Here is a 19,071-nt window from a genome sequence, read left to right on the forward strand (position 1 = left end):
AGTCAATTTACGATAAGTATGCTTTCCTTAAGTTAAAGATAATCCGAGTAATTCTATTTAGCACTCTTTTAAAATGATAAAGAGGGGATTCAAATTGCTTTGCACCATATTAACCTGTACACAGCAGTCTATCAATATTAAGGTGTATGACGAGAAGTCATCGAAAGTTTATGAGAAAGAAGGAGAACTAACCTTATCCACCACAAATAATGAATTAAAAATCACACGTGATTTTAGTAGAGGGATAGAAATTGACGGTTTAGAGACAGGAGGATTTTAATAAAAAAGGCATTTTGGTTGATATTTCACTCTCAAAAAAGGACCCCATTTTTTTTGGAGTCCTTTTTTCACATGTCATTTTCATAATACTACTAAATTACGAGGAGTATCACCTGCTAAGCCATCCATCAAGTTTTGTGCAGCAAGGCTTGCCATTTTCAATCTTGTCGCAATGCTGGCACTCCCGATATGCGGTAACGTAACCACATTTGGCAATGTTAGCAGCGGATGATCCAATGAAACTGGTTCTTCTTCAAATACATCTAATCCTGCCGCCCAAATTACTCGGTTTTTCAACGCCTGATATAACGCCTTTTCATCAACAATCCCACCTCTTGCCGTATTTATGAGTACAGCCGTCTCTTTCATTAAATCCAGCTGATCTGCGCCAATCATATAAGTGGTTTCCGGAGTAAGCGGCAACATTACACAGACAAAATCCGAAACTTGGAGCAATTTTTCAAGGGGCTGATATTCAATTCCTAATTCTTTTTCCTGTTCATATTTACGGCTTCGATTAAAATAAACTAGATCCATATCAAAGCCCTTAGCTCTTTTAGCCAGTGCCTCACCAATCCTCCCTAACCCGATGATTCCCATCGTTGCACCGTGTACATCCTGCCCGGTCAGCTGCATAGGTGACCACGTTTCCCATTGTCCACTCTTTAAATAATCTTCTGCTTCTATCAGCCTTCTTGCCGTTGCAAGCAGCAAGCCAAAGGTTAAATCGGCTGTTGTTTCCGTTAAAACCCCCGGCGTGTTCGTGACCATGATGCCTCTTTTTATTACACTATGTATATCAATATTGTTATAACCAACCGCCATATTGGCAATGATTTTTAGATTAACCGCCTTTTCAATCAGCGCCTCATCTATTTGTTCCGTCAACAAACAAAGCAGCCCATCAATTTCTTCTATTTCTTTTTCAAGCACATATCTAGGAACCGGTATATCCTCTTGTTCCCACATCGTGACATGATAATTCCCTCTCAGCCTATTAACTATTTGTTCTGGCAATTTCCTTGTAATATAGATCTTAGGTTTCAAACTAGTCCCTCCTATACACTTTCTATTTTCTATAGAACGCTTTCTCTCAACATACATTACATCTTCAGTTTTAGTTATAAAAAATACACGATATGAAACCTCAACAGCTAAAACTAATTATAAGAATATTGGCTCAATTATTGAGATGCTTATTCAATTTTAAAATAAACAAGATAAATAAACCATCCATTACCAGTTATTTTCTCTATTAAAATCTTTTTCATTTGGAAGTTTCCGCTTGACAGTTTCATTTCATTCATCTCATCATAGATTAATAACCCTTTATATATACTTGCTCATTATTAGTAATATCACTATTTAGTTAATCTCAATTTGGGAGGATAGGCGACGTTCATGAAAACTAATACATTACTTGAAATTTATCCAATTATGGCTCAAAGTGCTTTATCATTGAAAAGCATAAACTTTTACTTAGTAAAACAGGATGAATCTTTAACATTAGTAGATGCTGGTATGAATGACGATGTTTGCTGGAATGCATTACAGAATACATTAAAGGAAAATGGTTTTACCATTAAGGATATTACAGAAATTTTGTTAACCCATCACCATGGAGACCATGTAGGTTTGGTTAACCGGATTACTGCACTCCACCCGATTCCTGTTTATGCCCATTCTAAATCCGTTCCTCGTTTAAAACGGGATCCTGACTTCTTAAGTATGAGAATTGAATTTTATAAACAGCTTTACCTTCAAATGGGCTGTGGTGAACTAGGTGATAAACAAGTCGCCTATTTATTCAATGCCGTTGATAATAATAAAGATCAAAGACTGAATTGTGACATCATTGAAATCACGGAAAAAAAATGGCTGAACTTTGAAGTAATCGAATTTCCCGGACATGCCCCGGATCAAATAGCCTTCCTTGACCAAAAAGAGAAACGGCTGCTTGCTGGTGATTTATTGATTGAACATATTTCAAGTAACGCCTTGATTGAACCTGATGAAAACGGCAATAGAATGCTGACGCTTGTGGATCATATCGATTCATTAAAGCGGTGTTTATCATTACAGATTAATCTCATTTTACCAGGACATGGTAATATCATCGAACACCCCGGTTCTTTAATTGAAAAAAGACTCAACAGTATTGAGTCAAAATCACAAAAAATCTTGGCTTTAATAGAATCCGGAATTTTGACGGGTAATGAACTGGCGAAAACCTTTTACAAAGAAAAATATGTAAAAGAGTTCCCGCTTGTCATGTCAGAAATTATTGGTCATTTAGATTACTTAGAATATCAGGAAAAGATCAACAAGGAAATTATCAAAAATGTGGTTCATTATTACGTTAAGTAAAAATCAAAAAGGCTGAAATCCACAAAGATTTCAGCCTTTTTATCTTCCCAATTAAGCTTATACACACAAAACAATCTGTCTGGAAAAAATGCCTTTCTTGGCCACACATCGATCTGCAATTTCAAACCCGGCTTCTTCAATCATGTGATCCATCGTATCAATGGTTACGACAACCACCTTGTCAGCAAAGCTTCTGGCATGTTTAAGGATTGAGAGTTGATCTTCCGGAGTCGCATGTGTATATAGATTGTAAGGCATATCAATAATCGCTACATCATAATTTTTCGTAACATCTGAGATTGGACCGGTTGTTACATCACCTTCGAGTCCGAAATAAGCAATATTCTCTCTCGATCCATCTGTCACAAGAGGATTGATATCGCGACCATCAATATCTATGCCCATTGATAGGGCTTCCACTAACACTGTCCCAATGCCGCAGCATGGATCAATGGCTTTCACTCCATCTGGATGTGGAACCGCAATGTTAGCAATGGCTCTGGCTACTCTTGTGCTAAGTGCTGTTGAATACTCACGAGGCTTTTTCATATGATGTAACCAAACAGCTTCCGGTTTAACATATTTCCCGAAATACCAACGACCACCAAGTGGCACAATACCAAAGACCTGATCAGGATTACGTACATCGGCATTTCCCTGAATGTGCCAGCCAATTTCCCGTTCAATTTCACGTTGTCCATCATAATCTATTTTTGCTTCTTTATCCAAATCATTAATTTTAACAAATAACACTTTAAATGTTGAATATGGTAAGTGAATATTTTTTACCTGCTCAACAATTTCGGATATGCTTTCCCCTTCGTACATCACCTCGACCCGTCCTTTAATAAACGGACTTCTGCTCGGTTCAATTTCAATATTACTTTTCAAAATATTAACTGATGCTTCTAAACCGAAGAACGAGCGCATCTCCATATTACATAAAGAGCGTTCATCTGGGCTGCACGTAAAGGTATATATATATGCCGGCAAACGGCTATGATTATTCAATGTATTCCCATCCTTCATAATACTTTAGATTATATCTTTCTATCAAACATAGCTTTAAAAGATTAGAAAAGCAAATAGAATCATGACGAAAAACAGCAGGAACGCTGTTCTTTCAGCGTACCTGCCGTTTTTAATAAAATTTAACCATTTACCTTCCTCCATCTAAAGCTAAAAAATATACGCAATATCTTACAACTTCGATTGGAAAAACAAGTGAATGTTAAACAAGTAATTAATCTAATGTATGCAATTGACTATTTATATAATTTGCCCGTGACTCTATGAAATTGAGGATGAAATCAGGTTCTTTATCGAAAATTTCAATATTATCCCTAATATATGGATCTTTCGGAACATACGGTCTGATTTGGTTATACATATCCTGAATAATAGGTTCCATATATCTTACGTTAAACTGATTGTTCATAATCTCTTTTAAAAGACGTTGATATTTTTGACGAAATGTATCTATATCCAGAATTCTTGCAGTCAATGTATTAAAGCCTTTAATACCAACATAGTCCTCCTCCATCACCTTTCCATTTACATCTCTCCCCCATGTCGCATCATAATCCCACGGGATGATTTCAAATAGTCCAGTGTCTCCATTTCGGTACAAAGCATAATTGTGAACAAATCCATCAAAGTTTTGTGTGAAAATGACACCAGCCAGCCACCGCAGATACTTTTCCACATCTACATATTTTACAATTTCCTTTTCAAAATCCACTCTTGGAATTGTATTAATATTGATAATTAATTCTTGTAAATATAATTCATCCTGAGCTGTCCCACATTTTTTTTGATAGCCCAATTCTAAAGATTGTTTAATTCCTTTGTCTAAATCACTCATTAACGAGAAATTAGCATCTCCATCAACTGCATAAAAAATAGATCCTTTAGGCAAGTTTCCATTCTTCAAATAATGTTCATCTACTGATTCTAATTCTAGGTATACCCCCTCGTCCTTCCCATTCAAATTCAGGAAAACAAATTGGGATCTTGGTGATAAAGTTCCTATATCTGCAAAAAAATCTAATGATAATTTATTTCTTAGTAAAGATTTATCCTTATATTCAGCGTTTAAATGCACTTCTTTGGCATTTCGATAAGTATTTGGCTTGTAAAAGATTACATTATAGGACTTCTTCCGAAAATCTCGGATATGGGAGCCACGGTAAACGATATCAATATCGAGTTTTTTTCTGTTTATTGTTAACTTTGCACATACCGGATCATTGCACCAAATGTCTCTACGAAGTTCCATTAAATTTACAGGTGGAATAAAAAGCTGATATATAGGCATTTCCTTGTCAGCATTCATATAACCCTTCCCTTTCATTTTCATTTTAATTTATGAAAAAAAGCGAAGGATGCCACAAAAATAACTAATTTTTTTAAAAAGGTTTTGTGATAATCAATAGCACATTACGTACAAGCAACATAGTTTATTATGGAAAAGGAGGATAAATATATGTCAAATATTTCTCGTGATATACAAAATGCGGTGGATAGGGCTAATTGTTTTGGGTTAAGCGACTTCATGTATCAGGACCCTCGTTCAAGAGCCCGTTCTACGAGGAAAAAGAATAGAAAAAGGCGGAGTACTCGTCGTTCACCACGGCGCACCAGCAGAAATCGGGCCACGTGTAGCATTCAACGACGTACCAGCAGGAACCGCTCTACTTGTAGCACTCAACGACGCACCAGCAGGAACCGGTTTACTTGCAGGTCTCTCCGACGCACCAGCAGGAACCGTTCTACTTGCAGGTCTCATCGACGCTCTTGCTGGAGAAGGAGATGTACTTGCAGGACTCAACTAGGCTCTTGCTGGAGAAGGAGATCTACCTGCAGGACTGAACGACGTACTAGCAGAAATCGGCGTTCTTGCGGAAATCGACGTTCTTCCAACAATCGGCGATGCCATAGAAGGCCTTCCATTTGCTTCCGAAATAATTGTAGATGGAACTTTTAATTGTATGAATGTTTTGAGGAGAAATCTTTAGAAGAGGCAACTTCAGAACGTTGAAAATATTTTTAAAGAGGTGATACTTTTTTATCACCTCTATTATTATGAAAAAATATAACTAGCTTTTTTTAAACTACTAAAGAATCTGTCAAATCTCATGAACGATCACCCAATGTAGAAATCAGAATTACTACCATATGCATTAACGGCAATTCAACACATGCCCAATTAGGGGGGCATGGACCACCTTCATTATTTTTGCACAATGAAAGTGCGTACCTTGCAATGCAGTCAAAAAAAGGATCCTACCGGCTTTAAGACCGGCACGATCCATTTTAATTCTTATTTAACGGAGACCAATTCGAACTGTGCATATACATCCTTCAGCCCTGCTTGAATCGCTTGACCTGCCTTACCACGATAATACATTTGCACACGATCAATCAATTCTTCGATACCATCTTTAAGACAATAACCGCGAAGTAGTTGACGAATGTATTCCCTGCCATGTTCTGTAGCAAGGGTACAGGATGCATCAACGATAACACCATATTTAAAGTCCAATTCTACAGTGATTGTGATGGAATCATATACATTCCTCGCTGCCATACCTTGTGGAAGTTTTGCATGTCCTGCAATAAAATATGTGTTCATCATCTGATCTCCTCTGTCTGTAATTAATGTACGGAAACCTGCTCGAAGGGCCATGCAGGCAATTGCTTACGTAGTTCTTTATCTTGTCTGAAGCCCAGAGCGTATTCCCCCTGCATTACAGTATGAATTTCACGCGTTCCTTCGTAAATGACTGGAGCTTTTGAATTCCGTAGGAAACGTTCCACCGGATATTCATCCGAGTAGCCATAGGCACCATGGATTTGAACCGCATCATTCGCTGCTTCGTTCGCTGCATTACATGAAACCCACTTAGCAAGTGATGTTTCCTTGGTATTACGTTTGCCTTGGTTTTTTAATGTTCCAGCTTTAAAGACCAGCAATCTGGAAATCTCTAGATTCGCGCTCATCTTAGCAATCATCTGTTGAACAAGCTGATGCCTACCAATCTCTTTTCCAAATGTACTGCGCTCATGGCAATACTTTAAGCTTGCTTCTAGACTTGCCTCGATTAACCCTACAGCACCTGCAGCTACTGTAAAACGACCGCTGTCCAATGCTGACATGGAAATTTTGAAGCCCTCTCCCTCTTCACCAAGTCTATTCGCAATTGGAACCTTTACATCCGTTAAAAAGACTTCGCCTGTATTTCCTGCGCGAATTCCTAATTTTCCTTTAATGGCTTTGGATTCCACTCCCTCAAAAGTACGTTCTACAATAAAAGCAGTAATCCCTTTGGAGCCAAGATCATGATCCGTCTTAGCAAAAATGAGGAAATGATCCGCATAATCGCAGAGAGAAATCCAAGTTTTTGATCCATTCAAAATGTAATAATCCCCATCACGCTTAGCCGTTGATTTCATTGCTGCTACGTCAGACCCTGCATTCGGTTCAGTCAGTCCGAAAGCGCCAATCTTAGTTCCTTTTGCTTGCGGTACTAAATATTTTTGTTTTTGTTCTTCAGTTCCCCATTGCAATAAAGTCATGCTATTCAACCCTGTATGTACTGAAACTGCAGTGCGGTAAGCCGTATCACCACGCTCTAACTCTTCACAAACGATAGCGAGGGTATTATAATCCATTCCGACTCCACCATACTCTTCAGGGATACAAACACCCATCAGCTGCAATTCTGCCAATCTCTTTAGAATATGAGGTTGAAACTGTCCTTGTCGATCCCACTCTTGAATGTATGGGATAATTTCCTTATCCACAAATTTCCTTACCACTTTTTTCACACTTTGCTGCTCTTCTGTTAATTCGAAATTCATCATCTAAATTCCTCCTAAATAATTTTATTTTGTTTAAATTTGATTATTTCGTCTGGTTTATACCCAATTCCAGCCAAAATCGAATCAGTATGCTCTCCATACAGCGGTGGATGCTTTCTCATCGTGACAGGTGTTTTCGAAAGTTTTAAGGGGGATCCTGTTACTCTCAGATTTTCAACAGTAGGATGCTCCATATTCACCAACATGTCTCTCGCTTTTATTTGGGGATCCTCTAACATCTCTGCGATAGTATTAATTGGTCCATTTGGAATCCCCGCGTCATCAAGCAGCATTTTCCACTCTTTTTTTGTCTTTCTTTTTAACAAATCTTCAACTATCGGTATTAATTCTTCCTTGTTAAGCAAACGATTTTCATTACGCTTAAACTGTTCCTGCTCCGCTAAATCCGGTCTTTCTAAAACATATGTGAATCGCCTGAACTGCTCATCATTTCCTACAGCCACGACTAACTCTCCATCGCTTGCATGAAAAGTTTGATAAGGCACAATATTCGGATGTTGATTTCCCATTCGCTCAGGAGTTATTCCATTGAATAAATAATTACTGGCAACATTTACTAATGAAGAAACCTGACAATCCATTAACGAAATATCAATTTCCTGTCCTTCCCCCGTTTTTTCCCTATGATGTAAAGCTGATAAAATGCCTATGCATGTATATAAACCAGTCAATATGTCAGCAATAGCAACGCCGACTTTCATGGGACTCCCATCCGTTTCTCCCGTGATGCTCATCAAACCACTCATCGCTTGAATGATATAATCGTAGCCAGGTAAATCTTTATAAGGGCCGGTTAAACCAAACCCTGTGATCGAGGCCATAATCAATTGGGGGTTGAATTCCTTTAATTCCTCATAACCTATCCCCATTTTTTCCAAGGTACCTGTCTTAAAGTTTTGAACCACTATATCCCCCGAAGACACCAGCTTACGGAAAATCTCTTTCCCTTTTTCAGACTTTAAATTCAAAGTCATGCTTTGCTTATTTCGGTTGGCGCATAAATAGTAAGCGCTTTCTCCTTGGGCAAACGGTGGACCCCAGCCTCTCGTTTCGTCACCTGATTCATGGTGCTCAATTTTAATTACATCCGCTCCCAAATCTCCGAGAATCATTGAACAAAACGGCCCCGCCAAAACACGGGATACATCGATAATCCGGACTCCATCCAAAGCTCCATTCATTTTATCACCCCTTTCTAACTTTCGGGATACACAAAAAGAGCCAGCAAAACCAACAATGTTATTACATTGAACGTTTCACTGACTCTTATCCATGGCTTGTCTACCGGCAAAGGAAGATCAAGTGAACAAAGTCAATTTTATAAATTCTAAGTTTAAACCAAGCCGGCTTTGCAGCAAGGTAACTTGCCGTCATCGGTTTGGTAAATTAAGTATAAAACTATTAATTGAATTTTGCAATAATTTTGTTTATTACTTAATAATAGCTAATTTAATTGTACCCCTCTCTAAACTGTTTAATTATGAATTTGAAATATTGACATTCCTAATACACTCTGAAATCTCTCTACTCATCTTTATGGTGTTTGGAATTGCCTTAATAGTTGTGACATGTGATGATTAGAGTACCTATTTCTATATGTAAATATGATTCAAGAGTACTTGCTTTCTTTTCTTATTTAAATTTTTTAAAATTTAATATTGATCGGCGAGGTAATTAATGATTCAAAGGGAGATGGCAAAATGGAAAATATTAAAAACGAAATAGTCGAAGCCATCAAGAACTATTCTACTATTATCATTCACCGTCATATTAATCCGGACCCGGATGCATTGGGATCACAAGTCGGTCTACAACAACTAATTAAACATTCCTACCCTTCCAAAGAGGTTTATGTGGTAGGAGAAGAAGTGAATAGCCTGTTGTTTATTAGTAAAATGGAAGTTATCCCTGATAAAACTTACAAGGGCGCATTAGTGATCGTTTGCGATACTTCTAACACTTCACGCATTAGTGATTCCCGATATACACTTGGGGACATGTTGATTAAAATTGACCACCACCCCGAATATGAACAATTCGGTGACCTTTCCTGGGTTGACCCTTCTTATAGCTCTGCAAGTGAAATGCTTGTTGACTTATTTTTGAATTTTCCAGAGGATTTTAAAATAAACAAAGAAGCAGCTAAAGCATTTTATGCAGGGATAATTAGTGATACAGGGCGTTTCTTGAATGGAAATACTTCTCCTAGGACCTTAAAAACGGTTTCGCTCTTACGAACTTATAATTTTCAACCAGAAAGAATCCATAACCTCCTTAATACAAAGACTAAAAATTCTTCAAGGCTTCAAAAAGATATTCTTATGAGCTTCAAAGTAACCGATAAAGGGGTAGCTTACTTTATTATGACAAAGGAACTGTTAAATAAGTATGGTGTAGACCGAGTAGAAGCTTCAAATTTAGTTAACACCCTTTCTTCTATTAAAGGAAACAAAATCTGGGCGTTCTTTATCGAATATCCGACGGAAATCCGTGTCAGAATTCGTTCAAGAAATATCCCTATCTCTTCAATTGCCCGGCAATTCAATGGAGGAGGGCATTCATTTGCTGCCGGTGCAACCATCCATTCGTGGGAAGAAGTAGATCATGTTATTGAGGCCTTAAATCAAGTTTGCCCAAAGTAAGCTAGAGAAAAATTGCCTGCTCCTAGGTAAAGTAAAAAGCCTCAAACCTATATCAGTCTAAGGCATGAGGCTCTCTCTACCATTTATTTTTTAACTGCCTTCAGCTCCACTTTACCCAGTTCATCTACTAAGAATGTTAAATTTTCAGATTTATCATAAGAAGTTATTGGGAAATTCACAGCAATGGTTGTTTGACTACTCTTTTGACTCATTTCAAACCTCTCCGCTTGATATTCGAATTCATCTATTACTTTCATATGATTTGCAAAAACATTTTCACATTACTATATAAACCGTATTTAACATTCAATATTTCTCAAATCTATTAAGGCGCACAAAAAAAACGCCCAAGGCCAAAAATCGGCTGAGGCGTTTTTTTACATTAATTACTTGGATACTTCTTTAAGAATAGATAAGTCAACCATACCCTTAATATCACTGCTAGGAACATATCCCGCTTCTTTGCTTATATCAGCCATTTCCTGAATAACTTGTTCATTAACTTCCGTCGTTACTTCTAAGCGTGAAAACGCAGAGGTAACTTCTTCTTTGCTTAATTCTTTTCCAGTTAGTTTCTTTAAATGCTTAATAACTAATTCTTGGCTTTCTTCAGGATTGTTTTGGATAAAATCCACTGCTTTTTTGTGAGCTTTCAAATAAGATGCGGCGAGCCCCTTTTTATCCAAGAACTTCTGACTTGCAGCCACTACCGTGTTTGGTGAATCTTTTCCCCATGCAAACTGATCCCAGTCAAGCACTAACTTTCCCTTTGCCTGGTTTTCCAATACGTATCCCCATGGTTCCTGGGTAGCTGCAGCATCGACTGATTTTTGGACAAAAAGTGCTGTTGTGTCAGCGGGTGCTGCCGCATATAACTCAACTGTTCCTCCGTTAGTAGTCGGTTTTAAGTCAACGTCTTGAAGCGCTTTTCTAAGCATGACATCCTGTGTGCTCCCTATAACAGGAATCGCTACTTTTTTACCGTCTAAATCTTTTAAATCCGTTACCTTGCTGCCCTCACTAGCCACAAGAACGGCCCCGCCATTAACAGCTCCAGAAATCAGGTGGTATTCCGGGTTTTTAACGTAAAAGTTAAGTAATGGACCAGGCCCAACTGTTCCGACATCAATAGCGTTTGTAGCCATTGCTTCCATAAATAGCCCACCATTAGCCACTGTTTTGGTTTCAATCTTAACATCTTCACCGAACTCTTCTTCAAAAAAGCCTTTTTCAAGTGCAATAATCGTTGCACTGTGAGTTAAGTTAGGAAAATATCCAATTTTCACAGTTTGTTTCCCAGTGCCTTTTCCCTCTTCTTTACTTGTGGATTGTGTGCATCCGCTTACTATTCCGATTAACAATACAGACATAATAAGGGCAAAAAATGATTTTTTCAGCATATTTCCCTCTCCTTTTAAACTATAATCTTATTAAACTACCGTTGATTTACTCCCCATTTCAGTTGAACATTTCGTTCTAGACGTGAGAAGACAACATTATCCACGATTGTTCCGATAATTGCGATAATGATCATTACGGAGATGACCAAATCCATTTGTCCGAGCGATCTACCCATTTCTAGCAATTGTCCAAGACCGCCGCCACCGCCAAGTAATTCACCTGCCATCAATGCACGCCAAGAAAATGCCCATGCAATTCGCAGCCCGGATATTATTTGTGGAACAGATGCTGGTAAAATCACGGTACGTAGAAAATGAAACCCGGTCGATCCATATGTTTTGGCAACCCGTTGATACAGCTGGGGCACATTCCGGAATCCACTGGTTGCATTAACTGTCATCGTCCAAGTTGCGCCGATAGTGACGATAAAGAGAATCGAAAAATCATTCAATCCAAACCAAATTATTGCTAAAGGGAACCAAACGATACTCGGTATGGACTGTAAAGCCGTCACGACGAATCCAAGCGTATCTTCAACCAGTTTAAAGCGCCAAATGAAATATCCTAATATCAGACCTATTATAATGGCAATCGTGAAGCCGATCAGGATACGGCCAAGGCTTTTTCCGATAGCATCGGTTATTTGTCCGCTAACTAGTCCATTAAACAGAGTTTCCAACACTTGAGTCAGGCTCGGAAACATGAAATCTGGAAGACTGGAAAGTCTAGATGTGACTTCCCATATCCCCGCTATCATCGCGATGAATATGATTCGTCTTAAAGCTGTAATCATTCCCCATTTCCTCCTTCAACACTTTTTCAATTTCCTCCTGCAAGATCGATAGAACCCTTTGTTCAGTGTTCAAAGTTACACTATCTGGCATAACTCCATCTTTCATGGATGGGACGGAAATCGTCTCTTTAATTTTCCCGGGACGGGTTGCAAAGACGATAATTCTTTCAGAAAGCTGAACAGCCTCACGAATATTATGGGTAACAAAAAAGATTGTCACTTTTGTTTTTCTCCAGATTTCGAGCAGCTCTTTATGCAAGACCATCCTCGTTTGCTCATCAAGCGCAGAAAATGGCTCATCCATCAACAGAATATCCGGTTCCATAACCAGCGCTCTTGCAATGGCCACCCTCTGTTTCATGCCCCCTGAGAGCTGATGTGGATAGGAATCCACATAGCGGCTGAGGTGAACCATTTTTAAAATGTCTAATGCCTTCGATTTCGCCTCTTCTTTGGGCATTTTCTTTAACTTCAATCCGTATGTAACATTTTCAAGTACCGTTAACCAAGGAAATAACCCTGCCTCTTGAAACACTACGACTCGTTCCGGTCCTGGCTTCATCACCTTTTTTCCAGCTACACGGATCTCCCCTTTATCAGCCTTATCCAGACCAGCAATTAGATACAGGAGTGTCGATTTACCGCAGCCTGATGGCCCAACAATCGAAACGAAGCTTCCTTTCTCCACCTCTATGTTAATCTCATCGAGCACCTTTATGCTTTCTTTCTTTTCATTCAAAAAACTTTTTTCAATTCCATCTATTGTTAAATACATAAAGTCACCCCACTTTTAAATCGCATTGATTTACTAAACATTATTTCTTAATAATGATTAATCCAATGGTTTTTGTCAACTATAAAAATGCAAAAATTCTAATTTATCGGTATTTTTCAATCAACTCTTTTTATTGTATAAATAAAACAATACTACTTAATTTCGTAAGAAACATTATTCTAGTTCCAACCCATAAATAGACAAATAGCCTGAGACCCTTAATAAAACAAAGATCCAGACTATTCTGCAATGATTATTTTTGTAAACGCGCAAACCTTTCACATTTAAGAAAAGTAGTTGGACCAATTTCTAGCGCAAACATACTTGACAGACTTCAAAGACTACCCTACCTATTTGACGAACTGGAGACATACATATATTCTCGTTTCTATTTTAAAAAATTCTGCTTCCATATAATTTATCCTTCATTTTTTGCGTTCTAGCATGCAATGGTTTCTTCAGAACGATACCTAAGATGAGAGTGATTATTAAAAAGAGAAATAAGACAAAAATATCCTTGCCAGCGACACTCCAGGTTATTCCCCCAACCGATTCACGAAGTAAACCAACTGCATAGGTGAATGGCAAGAAGGGATTGATATGTTGAAAAAATGGTGGTGTCACTTGAATAGGGAAGGTCCCGCCTGAACTTGATATTTGGAGGACCATTAAGACAACACTTATTCCCTTTCCCACATTTCCAAGAACTGAAACAAAGGTGTAGACAATGAGTGTAAATACTGTACTAATCAAGACAGAAAACACGATGTACTCAAATTTATCAGCTACATATACATCAATTAGGATAATATTGCCTATAGAAACACTGAGTGCCTGCATTAACCCAATGATGAAGAATATTAGGTACCGCCCAATATATATTTGATACGGGCTGTAAACTTTATGAGAAACATCCACGCTTAGCATGGAAATTAATATTGTGCCACCCACCCAAAGTGAAAGTGCGGTGAAGAATGGGGACATGGCTGATCCATAGTTTGGAATCGGAAATAAACTGTGTTTATTGAGTAGCACTGGTTCTGAAAAGAAGTCGCTTTCTTGCTCGATGTCATTTTTTAAGAAAGCAATCACTTCTTCCATGTTATAAGACTTATCGATTTCTCTCATTTTAGCCGCTAGAGCCTTTATTTTCGTTTCGATTTCTGGAAACTTATTCTGTAACTTATCGATTTCTCCTGTGCGAGTTTCCAACGTTCGATTGGTCTCATTTAACAGTGTCCTTACTTCGGGAAGAACCTGGCTACCCTCTTCCATTGTGAGCTGAACTTTTTTCAATATGGAATCCGTTTCATTCCAAATTTCATTGAATTTTGGTCCTGTTTCCTTTGAATAGTTATCCTGGAAGCTTGCCAAGACTTTATCATTGTTCTCACCAAGATCTATAAGTGAGCCAAAGGAACGGTTATTCAGCGCTTGAAGTTGATTCGAAGCATTATCCCGCAGATTATCCATTAGCTTTATTTCTGGTTGAAGCCAGTTATTCTCACTAAATTGATTGACTCTCACCAATAAATTATACATACTGTCCAACAGATACAACTCTTTTTTTATCCTCGTTATCCCTTGTTCAACTATCTGATCCACTTCATCGCTAGGCAGCTCCTGATTCGTTAACCGGTTTGCTAGCACTAAAATAGATTCATTATCGCTTCTTACATTTGCAAGATCATTTTCTAATAATGGATTGATCCCCTCGAATGCCTGCCTTGTTGAATCTACATAACTAGAAACGTCTGACACTAATTTGTCTTTTTGTGACGTTATTCCTTCAATTGAATCCAGACCATCATTAACCATCTTAATGATGTCTTCAGCCCTTTTTACATGTGTTTGGACTGTTTTGATATTTTGCTCAAGCTCAGGCAGTTTCTCCTCTAATAAATACACCATATTCTTCATTTTTTGAATGGTCGGTAACTCATTTTGCAACGTGATTCCCAGTTCATTGAAGATTGAAAGGATACTCCCGCTAGCTGTTTTAATAAAGCTTTTGCTCACATTGTCCACAATACTATTAGCCCCTGCTGCAGTCATTTTAGGAGCAATGGAATTGATTTTTTCATTAACATAGTAATCAATCTCCGCTTTAATGGGGTCATCTGTCATGATGGTCGCAATATGTTCTGAAAAATCAGCTGGAATGATGATAGATGCGTAATAATCTCCCTTTTTCACCTTTGCAATGGCATCTTTTTCTGTTGTGAATCTCCAGCCTAAATCTGAATTCCCCTTTAGCCCCTCTATAACTTCATTGCCTAAGTTCACGGCTTTACCATTTAACTCTGTACCTTTATCATTATTGGAAACACCGACAAGGATTCCTTCCGTATTGGCATAAGGGTCCCAAGAAGCAACAATGTTGAACCAAGCATAAATAGACGGGATAAACATTAGAAAAACAACAACGATACAGACAAACAAATTCCTATAAATACTTTTTAAATCGTCAATGAAAATTTCTCGAATATTTTTCAAACCTTACCCCCGCGCAAATAGTTTTTTGTTACTATTATTAGAAAAATAGTCTCGATCAATACTAAGTAAACATATCCATAGTCTTTCCCCATATTGAAAAGAAGCCGGTGTCGTTAACGACACCCGCTTCTTAGAGTTTTGACTTATTTCTTTTTTTTGACTTATTTCTTTTAATAAAGAATTGCTAGTTGGTACGAATACTTTTTATCCTCTTCTGATTTTTACCTTACCTTCAAACATCTCAATAACACTTCCCAACCAGTGCCCGAGGCCCTTGTTTACTGTATCCTGAATTTTACTGTATAAGCGGTTACAATTTTGAGACCATAATTACTAACATTCCGGGTTCGTTCTTTATTATATTTTCTAAAAATTAATCAGAAATTCATTGATAAAAAAGTGATTTCTCCATGAGGAAAAACCACTTTTTTTGTCATATTATGTTTTAACGTTTTTCAATTACTTTTATCAATTCTCTTAAATAATCTGGAAGATCTGGAGGACGTCTGCTGGATACAAGATGTCCGTCTACTACAACAGCCTTATCTATCCATGTTGCCCCGGCATTCTCCATATCATCTCTAATACCAGGTGTACTCGTAACATTCTTCCCCTGCAAAATTTTAGCAGAGATTAAGACCCATCCTGCATGACAGATTTGTCCGATTGGCTTTTTACTTTTTTCCATGTTCTGGATAAGTGTAATCACTTCAGGAAAACGACGAATTTTATCAGGGGCCCAACCTCCTGGGACAAGGATGGCATCATATTCATCCGCTTTAATACTACTATATGCAAAATCTGATACAGCAGGCACACCATATTTTCCAATATATGTTTCATTCGCCTTTTCTCCAGCGAGGTGAACAATCGCTCCCTCTTCTTTTAAACGCAAGATTGGATACCAGAGCTCTAAATCTTCGAAATCATGGTGCACAAGACTGATAATTTTCTTTCCTACTAATCGCATGTAATCTCTCCTTCTTTATTAAAATACATGGTTCCCCTTCACTTACTTCCACATATATTGCCCTTTCCTGCTACCAGCTAATCTTTTAATATAACAATGAAAGTATCTATTTTTGCTACTCTGTTCCCATAGTTATTTTACCATTTAATTACCTTTTTAATATTTTCCTTGAAATTAAATTTTTAGTCTTTCATGATTTTTTCTCCGAAACTAGCATTTCCCCATACAGAAATTTACATTTTCAAATATCTATTATCGACACTGTTCCATTCTATTCTATGGACATAGAAAACCCCCGAACAAGATATTCGAGGGTAAGGTTTATACGTAACGATCTTCTTTGTATAGTAAAATGATAAAATAAAAAACGGCAAAAACATTGCTTAACAATGCTTCCGCCGTTCGGATGACCTGTGAGGGATTCGAACCCACGACCCCTTCCCTGTCAAGGAAGTGCTCTCCCACTGAGCTAACAAGTCGTATGTATTATTTAGCTTGTTCTATTACTTAAGTACATAATTTATTATAAGTTTTTTTAATAAAAAGTCAACGAATTATTTCAAAAAAATTTTATGTTTATCTTTCAAGGAATTTCTCTCCCAAAAATACGAACTAGTGTTCTTTTTTTATTTGCATAAAAAACATACGTTCGTATATAATAAAAGTAAGCTAAGGAGTGATAAAAAATGAAATATATTCTTCGTAAACATATGGAGGAAAATATTCCCTTAGAGATTATTTATCTCTCCGAACAAGGGAAGATTACCCAGCGGAAAATTCAGGTGCTTGAAATAAATCCAGGACATATTCGTGCCTATTGTTTTCTAAGGCAGACAAAACGAACATTTAAAATGGACAATATTCTTTCTGCCCGCCTTATTAAACCTAGGTATGATAGATCCGGATGAAAAATATGGTATTATTTCGTAAAAATTTAACCGATTAATTCTTCCTCTTCCTGAATGTCCTTTTCTTTCTCAGTTAATGATTCTTCTTCATCTCTAAGACGATGTGCTAATCTTGAAGCGGCACTCGCAGCAATACTTGCAACGATATCATCCAGGAATGTATGAACGACTCCTTCTTGCTTTTTATCCAGTTCGTGAATGACACCTATTTTATTTTTATCTAAATGTCCAAAGGTTGTTACAGCAATGCTTCCGTAGCCTAGAACTGCACCAAAGGCAATGGTTTCATCCACTCCGAACAAGCCTTCATCCGATTCAACAATTGATTGCAGCGGTTCTGATAACTTCTTTTGCTCAGCAAGTTTATCAAGCTCCACACCGACTAAAATAGCATGTTGAATTTCCCTTTTTAAAAGAACGCGCTCTACGCTGCGAATGCATTCCTCCAATTTCAAATCAGCTTTGTAAGGGAACTGCAATTCATATACAATTTCTGCAATGGCTTCCACACTGACACCACGTTCTATTAATGTTTGCTTAGCCGCTCTTGTTACTTCCCTGCTGTGTACGTGTACATCTGTCATTTCTCTGCCACCTCTTTTTTGTAATATTTTTCTATATCCTTTCATTATAGCATCTTATATTTTAAATTTTCAGAAAATAAAATGAAATTTTTCTATTTGAAATTCTTGTCACGAGAAAAAGATGCGAAGCTGTGATAAAATAGCCAAGTAAGTGGTTTTTCATTATTAATTATAGAGGTGCGGAAGAATGAGTTTACGTAAAGGCACGATAAAAGAGTACATGTTTAAAAGTGAAGCTTTAGCAGAAGAATTGGAGCTACTTGTTTACTTGCCTGCTAATTTTTCTCCACTATATAAATATTCGCTTGTCATTGCTCAGGATGGCCGTGATTACTTTCAGATGGGACGGATTGGTCGCGTAGCCGATGAACTATTAGGGAACGATGAAATTGAGAATATCATCGTCGTCGGTATTCCTTATAAAGATCGATTTGACCGCAGACGTAAATATCATCCAGATGGGGAACAGCACGTTGAATACATACGTTTTCTCGCCCATGAACTTGTTCCGTTTTTAGATGATGAATTCCCAACCTATCAAATGGGGCATGGTCGTGCTTTAATCGGTGACTCTCTTGGTGGCACTGTTTCTTTATTGGCTGCTCTTCAATATCCTCATACATTTGGGAAGTGCATCATGCAATCTCCTCTTGCAAATGAAGCAGTATTGGATGCCGTCCGTAATTTTGAGAATCCGCATCTCCTAGAACTTTATCATGTAATTGGGACCGAGGAAACCGATGTTCCCACGACAGATGGAAATCGGGCTAACTTTATAGAACCTAACCGGGAATTGCATAAATTATTAAACCAAAAAGGATTTCCTTGCTTCTATGAAGAATTTGAAGGTAATCATACCTGGAAGTATTGGCAGGCAGATTTAAAAAGAGCACTATTGGAAATGTTCTAACAAAACTAGAAACCCTTCTTTTAAGAAAGGTTTCTATAAAACATATCCAAATACAATATTAC

19 protein-coding genes, 1 tRNA gene and 1 pseudogene are annotated in these 19,071 nt (G+C 37.7%); 6 read left to right on the forward strand and 15 right to left on the reverse strand.

The genetic code is table 11. The features are described 5' to 3' along the window. The first annotated feature begins 94 nt into the window (after positions 1–94). Positions 95–280, forward strand: coding sequence for a hypothetical protein (locus JFV29_RS06095; protein ID WP_201181765.1), 186 nt, complete (start codon positions 95–97; stop codon positions 278–280). 80 nt (positions 281–360) lie between these two features. Here JFV29_RS06095 and JFV29_RS06100 read toward each other — a convergent pair whose 3' ends face one another. Further along, complete coding sequence (locus JFV29_RS06100; RefSeq protein ID WP_201181767.1) at positions 361–1,326, reverse strand: 2-hydroxyacid dehydrogenase; 966 nt, start codon at positions 1,324–1,326, stop codon at positions 361–363. A gap of 354 nt (positions 1,327–1,680) precedes the next feature. Between JFV29_RS06100 and JFV29_RS06105 the strand changes: the two genes are divergently transcribed. Beyond that, positions 1,681–2,646, forward strand: a complete 966-nt coding sequence (locus tag JFV29_RS06105; RefSeq protein ID WP_201181769.1) for an MBL fold metallo-hydrolase — start codon at positions 1,681–1,683, stop codon at positions 2,644–2,646. 57 nt (positions 2,647–2,703) lie between these two features. Here JFV29_RS06105 and JFV29_RS06110 read toward each other — a convergent pair whose 3' ends face one another. Then, positions 2,704–3,657: a TRM11 family SAM-dependent methyltransferase gene (locus JFV29_RS06110; RefSeq protein WP_201181771.1), complete on the reverse strand. Its 954-nt coding sequence runs from the start codon at positions 3,655–3,657 to the stop codon at positions 2,704–2,706. Positions 3,658–3,889: 232 nt separating this feature from the next. Beyond that, positions 3,890–4,981, reverse strand: a complete 1,092-nt coding sequence (locus JFV29_RS06115) for a CotH kinase family protein (RefSeq protein WP_201181773.1) — start codon at positions 4,979–4,981, stop codon at positions 3,890–3,892. Positions 4,982–5,131: 150 nt separating this feature from the next. Here JFV29_RS06115 and JFV29_RS31580 point away from each other — a divergent pair. Continuing rightward, positions 5,132–5,209 (forward strand): annotated as a pseudogene (locus JFV29_RS31580) (CotG/ExsB N-terminal domain-containing protein); the annotation flags it as partial. Positions 5,210–5,272: 63 nt separating this feature from the next. On the opposite strand, the gene JFV29_RS06120 reads toward JFV29_RS31580, so the two are convergent. The 4 genes from JFV29_RS06120 to JFV29_RS06135 all read right to left on the reverse strand — a co-directional run bounded on the left by JFV29_RS06120 (position 5,273) and on the right by JFV29_RS06135 (position 8,711). Continuing rightward, positions 5,273–5,476, reverse strand: a complete 204-nt coding sequence (locus JFV29_RS06120; RefSeq protein ID WP_201181775.1) for a hypothetical protein — start codon at positions 5,474–5,476, stop codon at positions 5,273–5,275. Positions 5,477–5,968: 492 nt separating this feature from the next. Next, complete coding sequence (locus JFV29_RS06125; RefSeq protein ID WP_053345038.1) at positions 5,969–6,280, reverse strand: DUF3870 domain-containing protein; 312 nt, start codon at positions 6,278–6,280, stop codon at positions 5,969–5,971. A gap of 23 nt (positions 6,281–6,303) precedes the next feature. After that, the gene (locus JFV29_RS06130) at positions 6,304–7,509 is read right to left on the reverse strand and encodes an acyl-CoA dehydrogenase family protein (RefSeq protein WP_201183407.1); all 1,206 of its coding nucleotides are present in this window, start codon (positions 7,507–7,509) and stop codon (positions 6,304–6,306) included. Positions 7,510–7,523: 14 nt separating this feature from the next. Continuing rightward, a complete protein-coding gene (locus JFV29_RS06135) occupies positions 7,524–8,711 on the reverse strand; it encodes a CaiB/BaiF CoA transferase family protein (RefSeq protein ID WP_201181777.1) in 1,188 nt (395 codons plus the stop codon). Between the two features lie 519 nt (positions 8,712–9,230). Here JFV29_RS06135 and JFV29_RS06140 point away from each other — a divergent pair. Continuing rightward, the gene (locus tag JFV29_RS06140; protein ID WP_201181779.1) at positions 9,231–10,172 is read left to right on the forward strand and encodes a DHH family phosphoesterase; all 942 of its coding nucleotides are present in this window, start codon (positions 9,231–9,233) and stop codon (positions 10,170–10,172) included. Between the two features lie 83 nt (positions 10,173–10,255). On the opposite strand, the gene JFV29_RS30920 is transcribed toward JFV29_RS06140, so the two are convergent. The 7 genes from JFV29_RS30920 to JFV29_RS06170 all read right to left on the reverse strand — a co-directional run bounded on the left by JFV29_RS30920 (position 10,256) and on the right by JFV29_RS06170 (position 17,086). Next, the gene (locus JFV29_RS30920) at positions 10,256–10,384 is read right to left on the reverse strand and encodes a hypothetical protein (RefSeq protein WP_274606908.1); all 129 of its coding nucleotides are present in this window, start codon (positions 10,382–10,384) and stop codon (positions 10,256–10,258) included. A gap of 174 nt (positions 10,385–10,558) precedes the next feature. Further along, positions 10,559–11,572, reverse strand: coding sequence for an aliphatic sulfonate ABC transporter substrate-binding protein (locus JFV29_RS06145; RefSeq protein WP_201181781.1), 1,014 nt, complete (start codon positions 11,570–11,572; stop codon positions 10,559–10,561). A gap of 35 nt (positions 11,573–11,607) precedes the next feature. After that, positions 11,608–12,366: an ABC transporter permease gene (locus JFV29_RS06150; protein ID WP_053345034.1), complete on the reverse strand. Its 759-nt coding sequence runs from the start codon at positions 12,364–12,366 to the stop codon at positions 11,608–11,610. Continuing rightward, the gene (locus tag JFV29_RS06155; protein ID WP_201181783.1) at positions 12,299–13,141 is read right to left on the reverse strand and encodes an ABC transporter ATP-binding protein; all 843 of its coding nucleotides are present in this window, start codon (positions 13,139–13,141) and stop codon (positions 12,299–12,301) included. Before JFV29_RS06155 ends, JFV29_RS06150 begins: the two co-directional genes overlap by 68 nt. A gap of 393 nt (positions 13,142–13,534) precedes the next feature. Further along, a complete protein-coding gene (locus tag JFV29_RS06160) occupies positions 13,535–15,637 on the reverse strand; it encodes a YhgE/Pip domain-containing protein (protein WP_201181785.1) in 2,103 nt (700 codons plus the stop codon). Positions 15,638–16,082: 445 nt separating this feature from the next. Further along, a complete protein-coding gene (locus JFV29_RS06165; protein WP_201181787.1) occupies positions 16,083–16,607 on the reverse strand; it encodes a type 1 glutamine amidotransferase domain-containing protein in 525 nt (174 codons plus the stop codon). 407 nt (positions 16,608–17,014) lie between these two features. Beyond that, positions 17,015–17,086, reverse strand: a tRNA-Val gene (locus JFV29_RS06170). A gap of 207 nt (positions 17,087–17,293) precedes the next feature. On the opposite strand from JFV29_RS06170, the gene JFV29_RS06175 reads away from it, so the two are divergent. Then, positions 17,294–17,515, forward strand: a complete 222-nt coding sequence (locus JFV29_RS06175; protein ID WP_201181789.1) for a hypothetical protein — start codon at positions 17,294–17,296, stop codon at positions 17,513–17,515. 26 nt (positions 17,516–17,541) lie between these two features. Here the strand turns inward: JFV29_RS06175 and JFV29_RS06180 are convergent, their stop codons facing one another. Continuing rightward, positions 17,542–18,099: a phosphatidylglycerophosphatase A family protein gene (locus JFV29_RS06180; protein WP_201181790.1), complete on the reverse strand. Its 558-nt coding sequence runs from the start codon at positions 18,097–18,099 to the stop codon at positions 17,542–17,544. A 187-nt stretch (positions 18,100–18,286) separates the two neighbouring features. On the opposite strand from JFV29_RS06180, the gene JFV29_RS06185 reads away from it, so the two are divergent. Next, on the forward strand, positions 18,287–19,009 hold the full coding sequence (locus JFV29_RS06185; RefSeq protein ID WP_053345028.1) for an alpha/beta hydrolase: 723 nt from the start codon (positions 18,287–18,289) through the stop codon (positions 19,007–19,009). Positions 19,010–19,071: the final 62 nt, after the last annotated feature.

Source organism: Peribacillus sp. TH16 (genome assembly GCF_016651095.1).
Taxonomy (GTDB): Bacteria; Bacillota; Bacilli; order Bacillales; family DSM-1321; genus Peribacillus; species Peribacillus butanolivorans.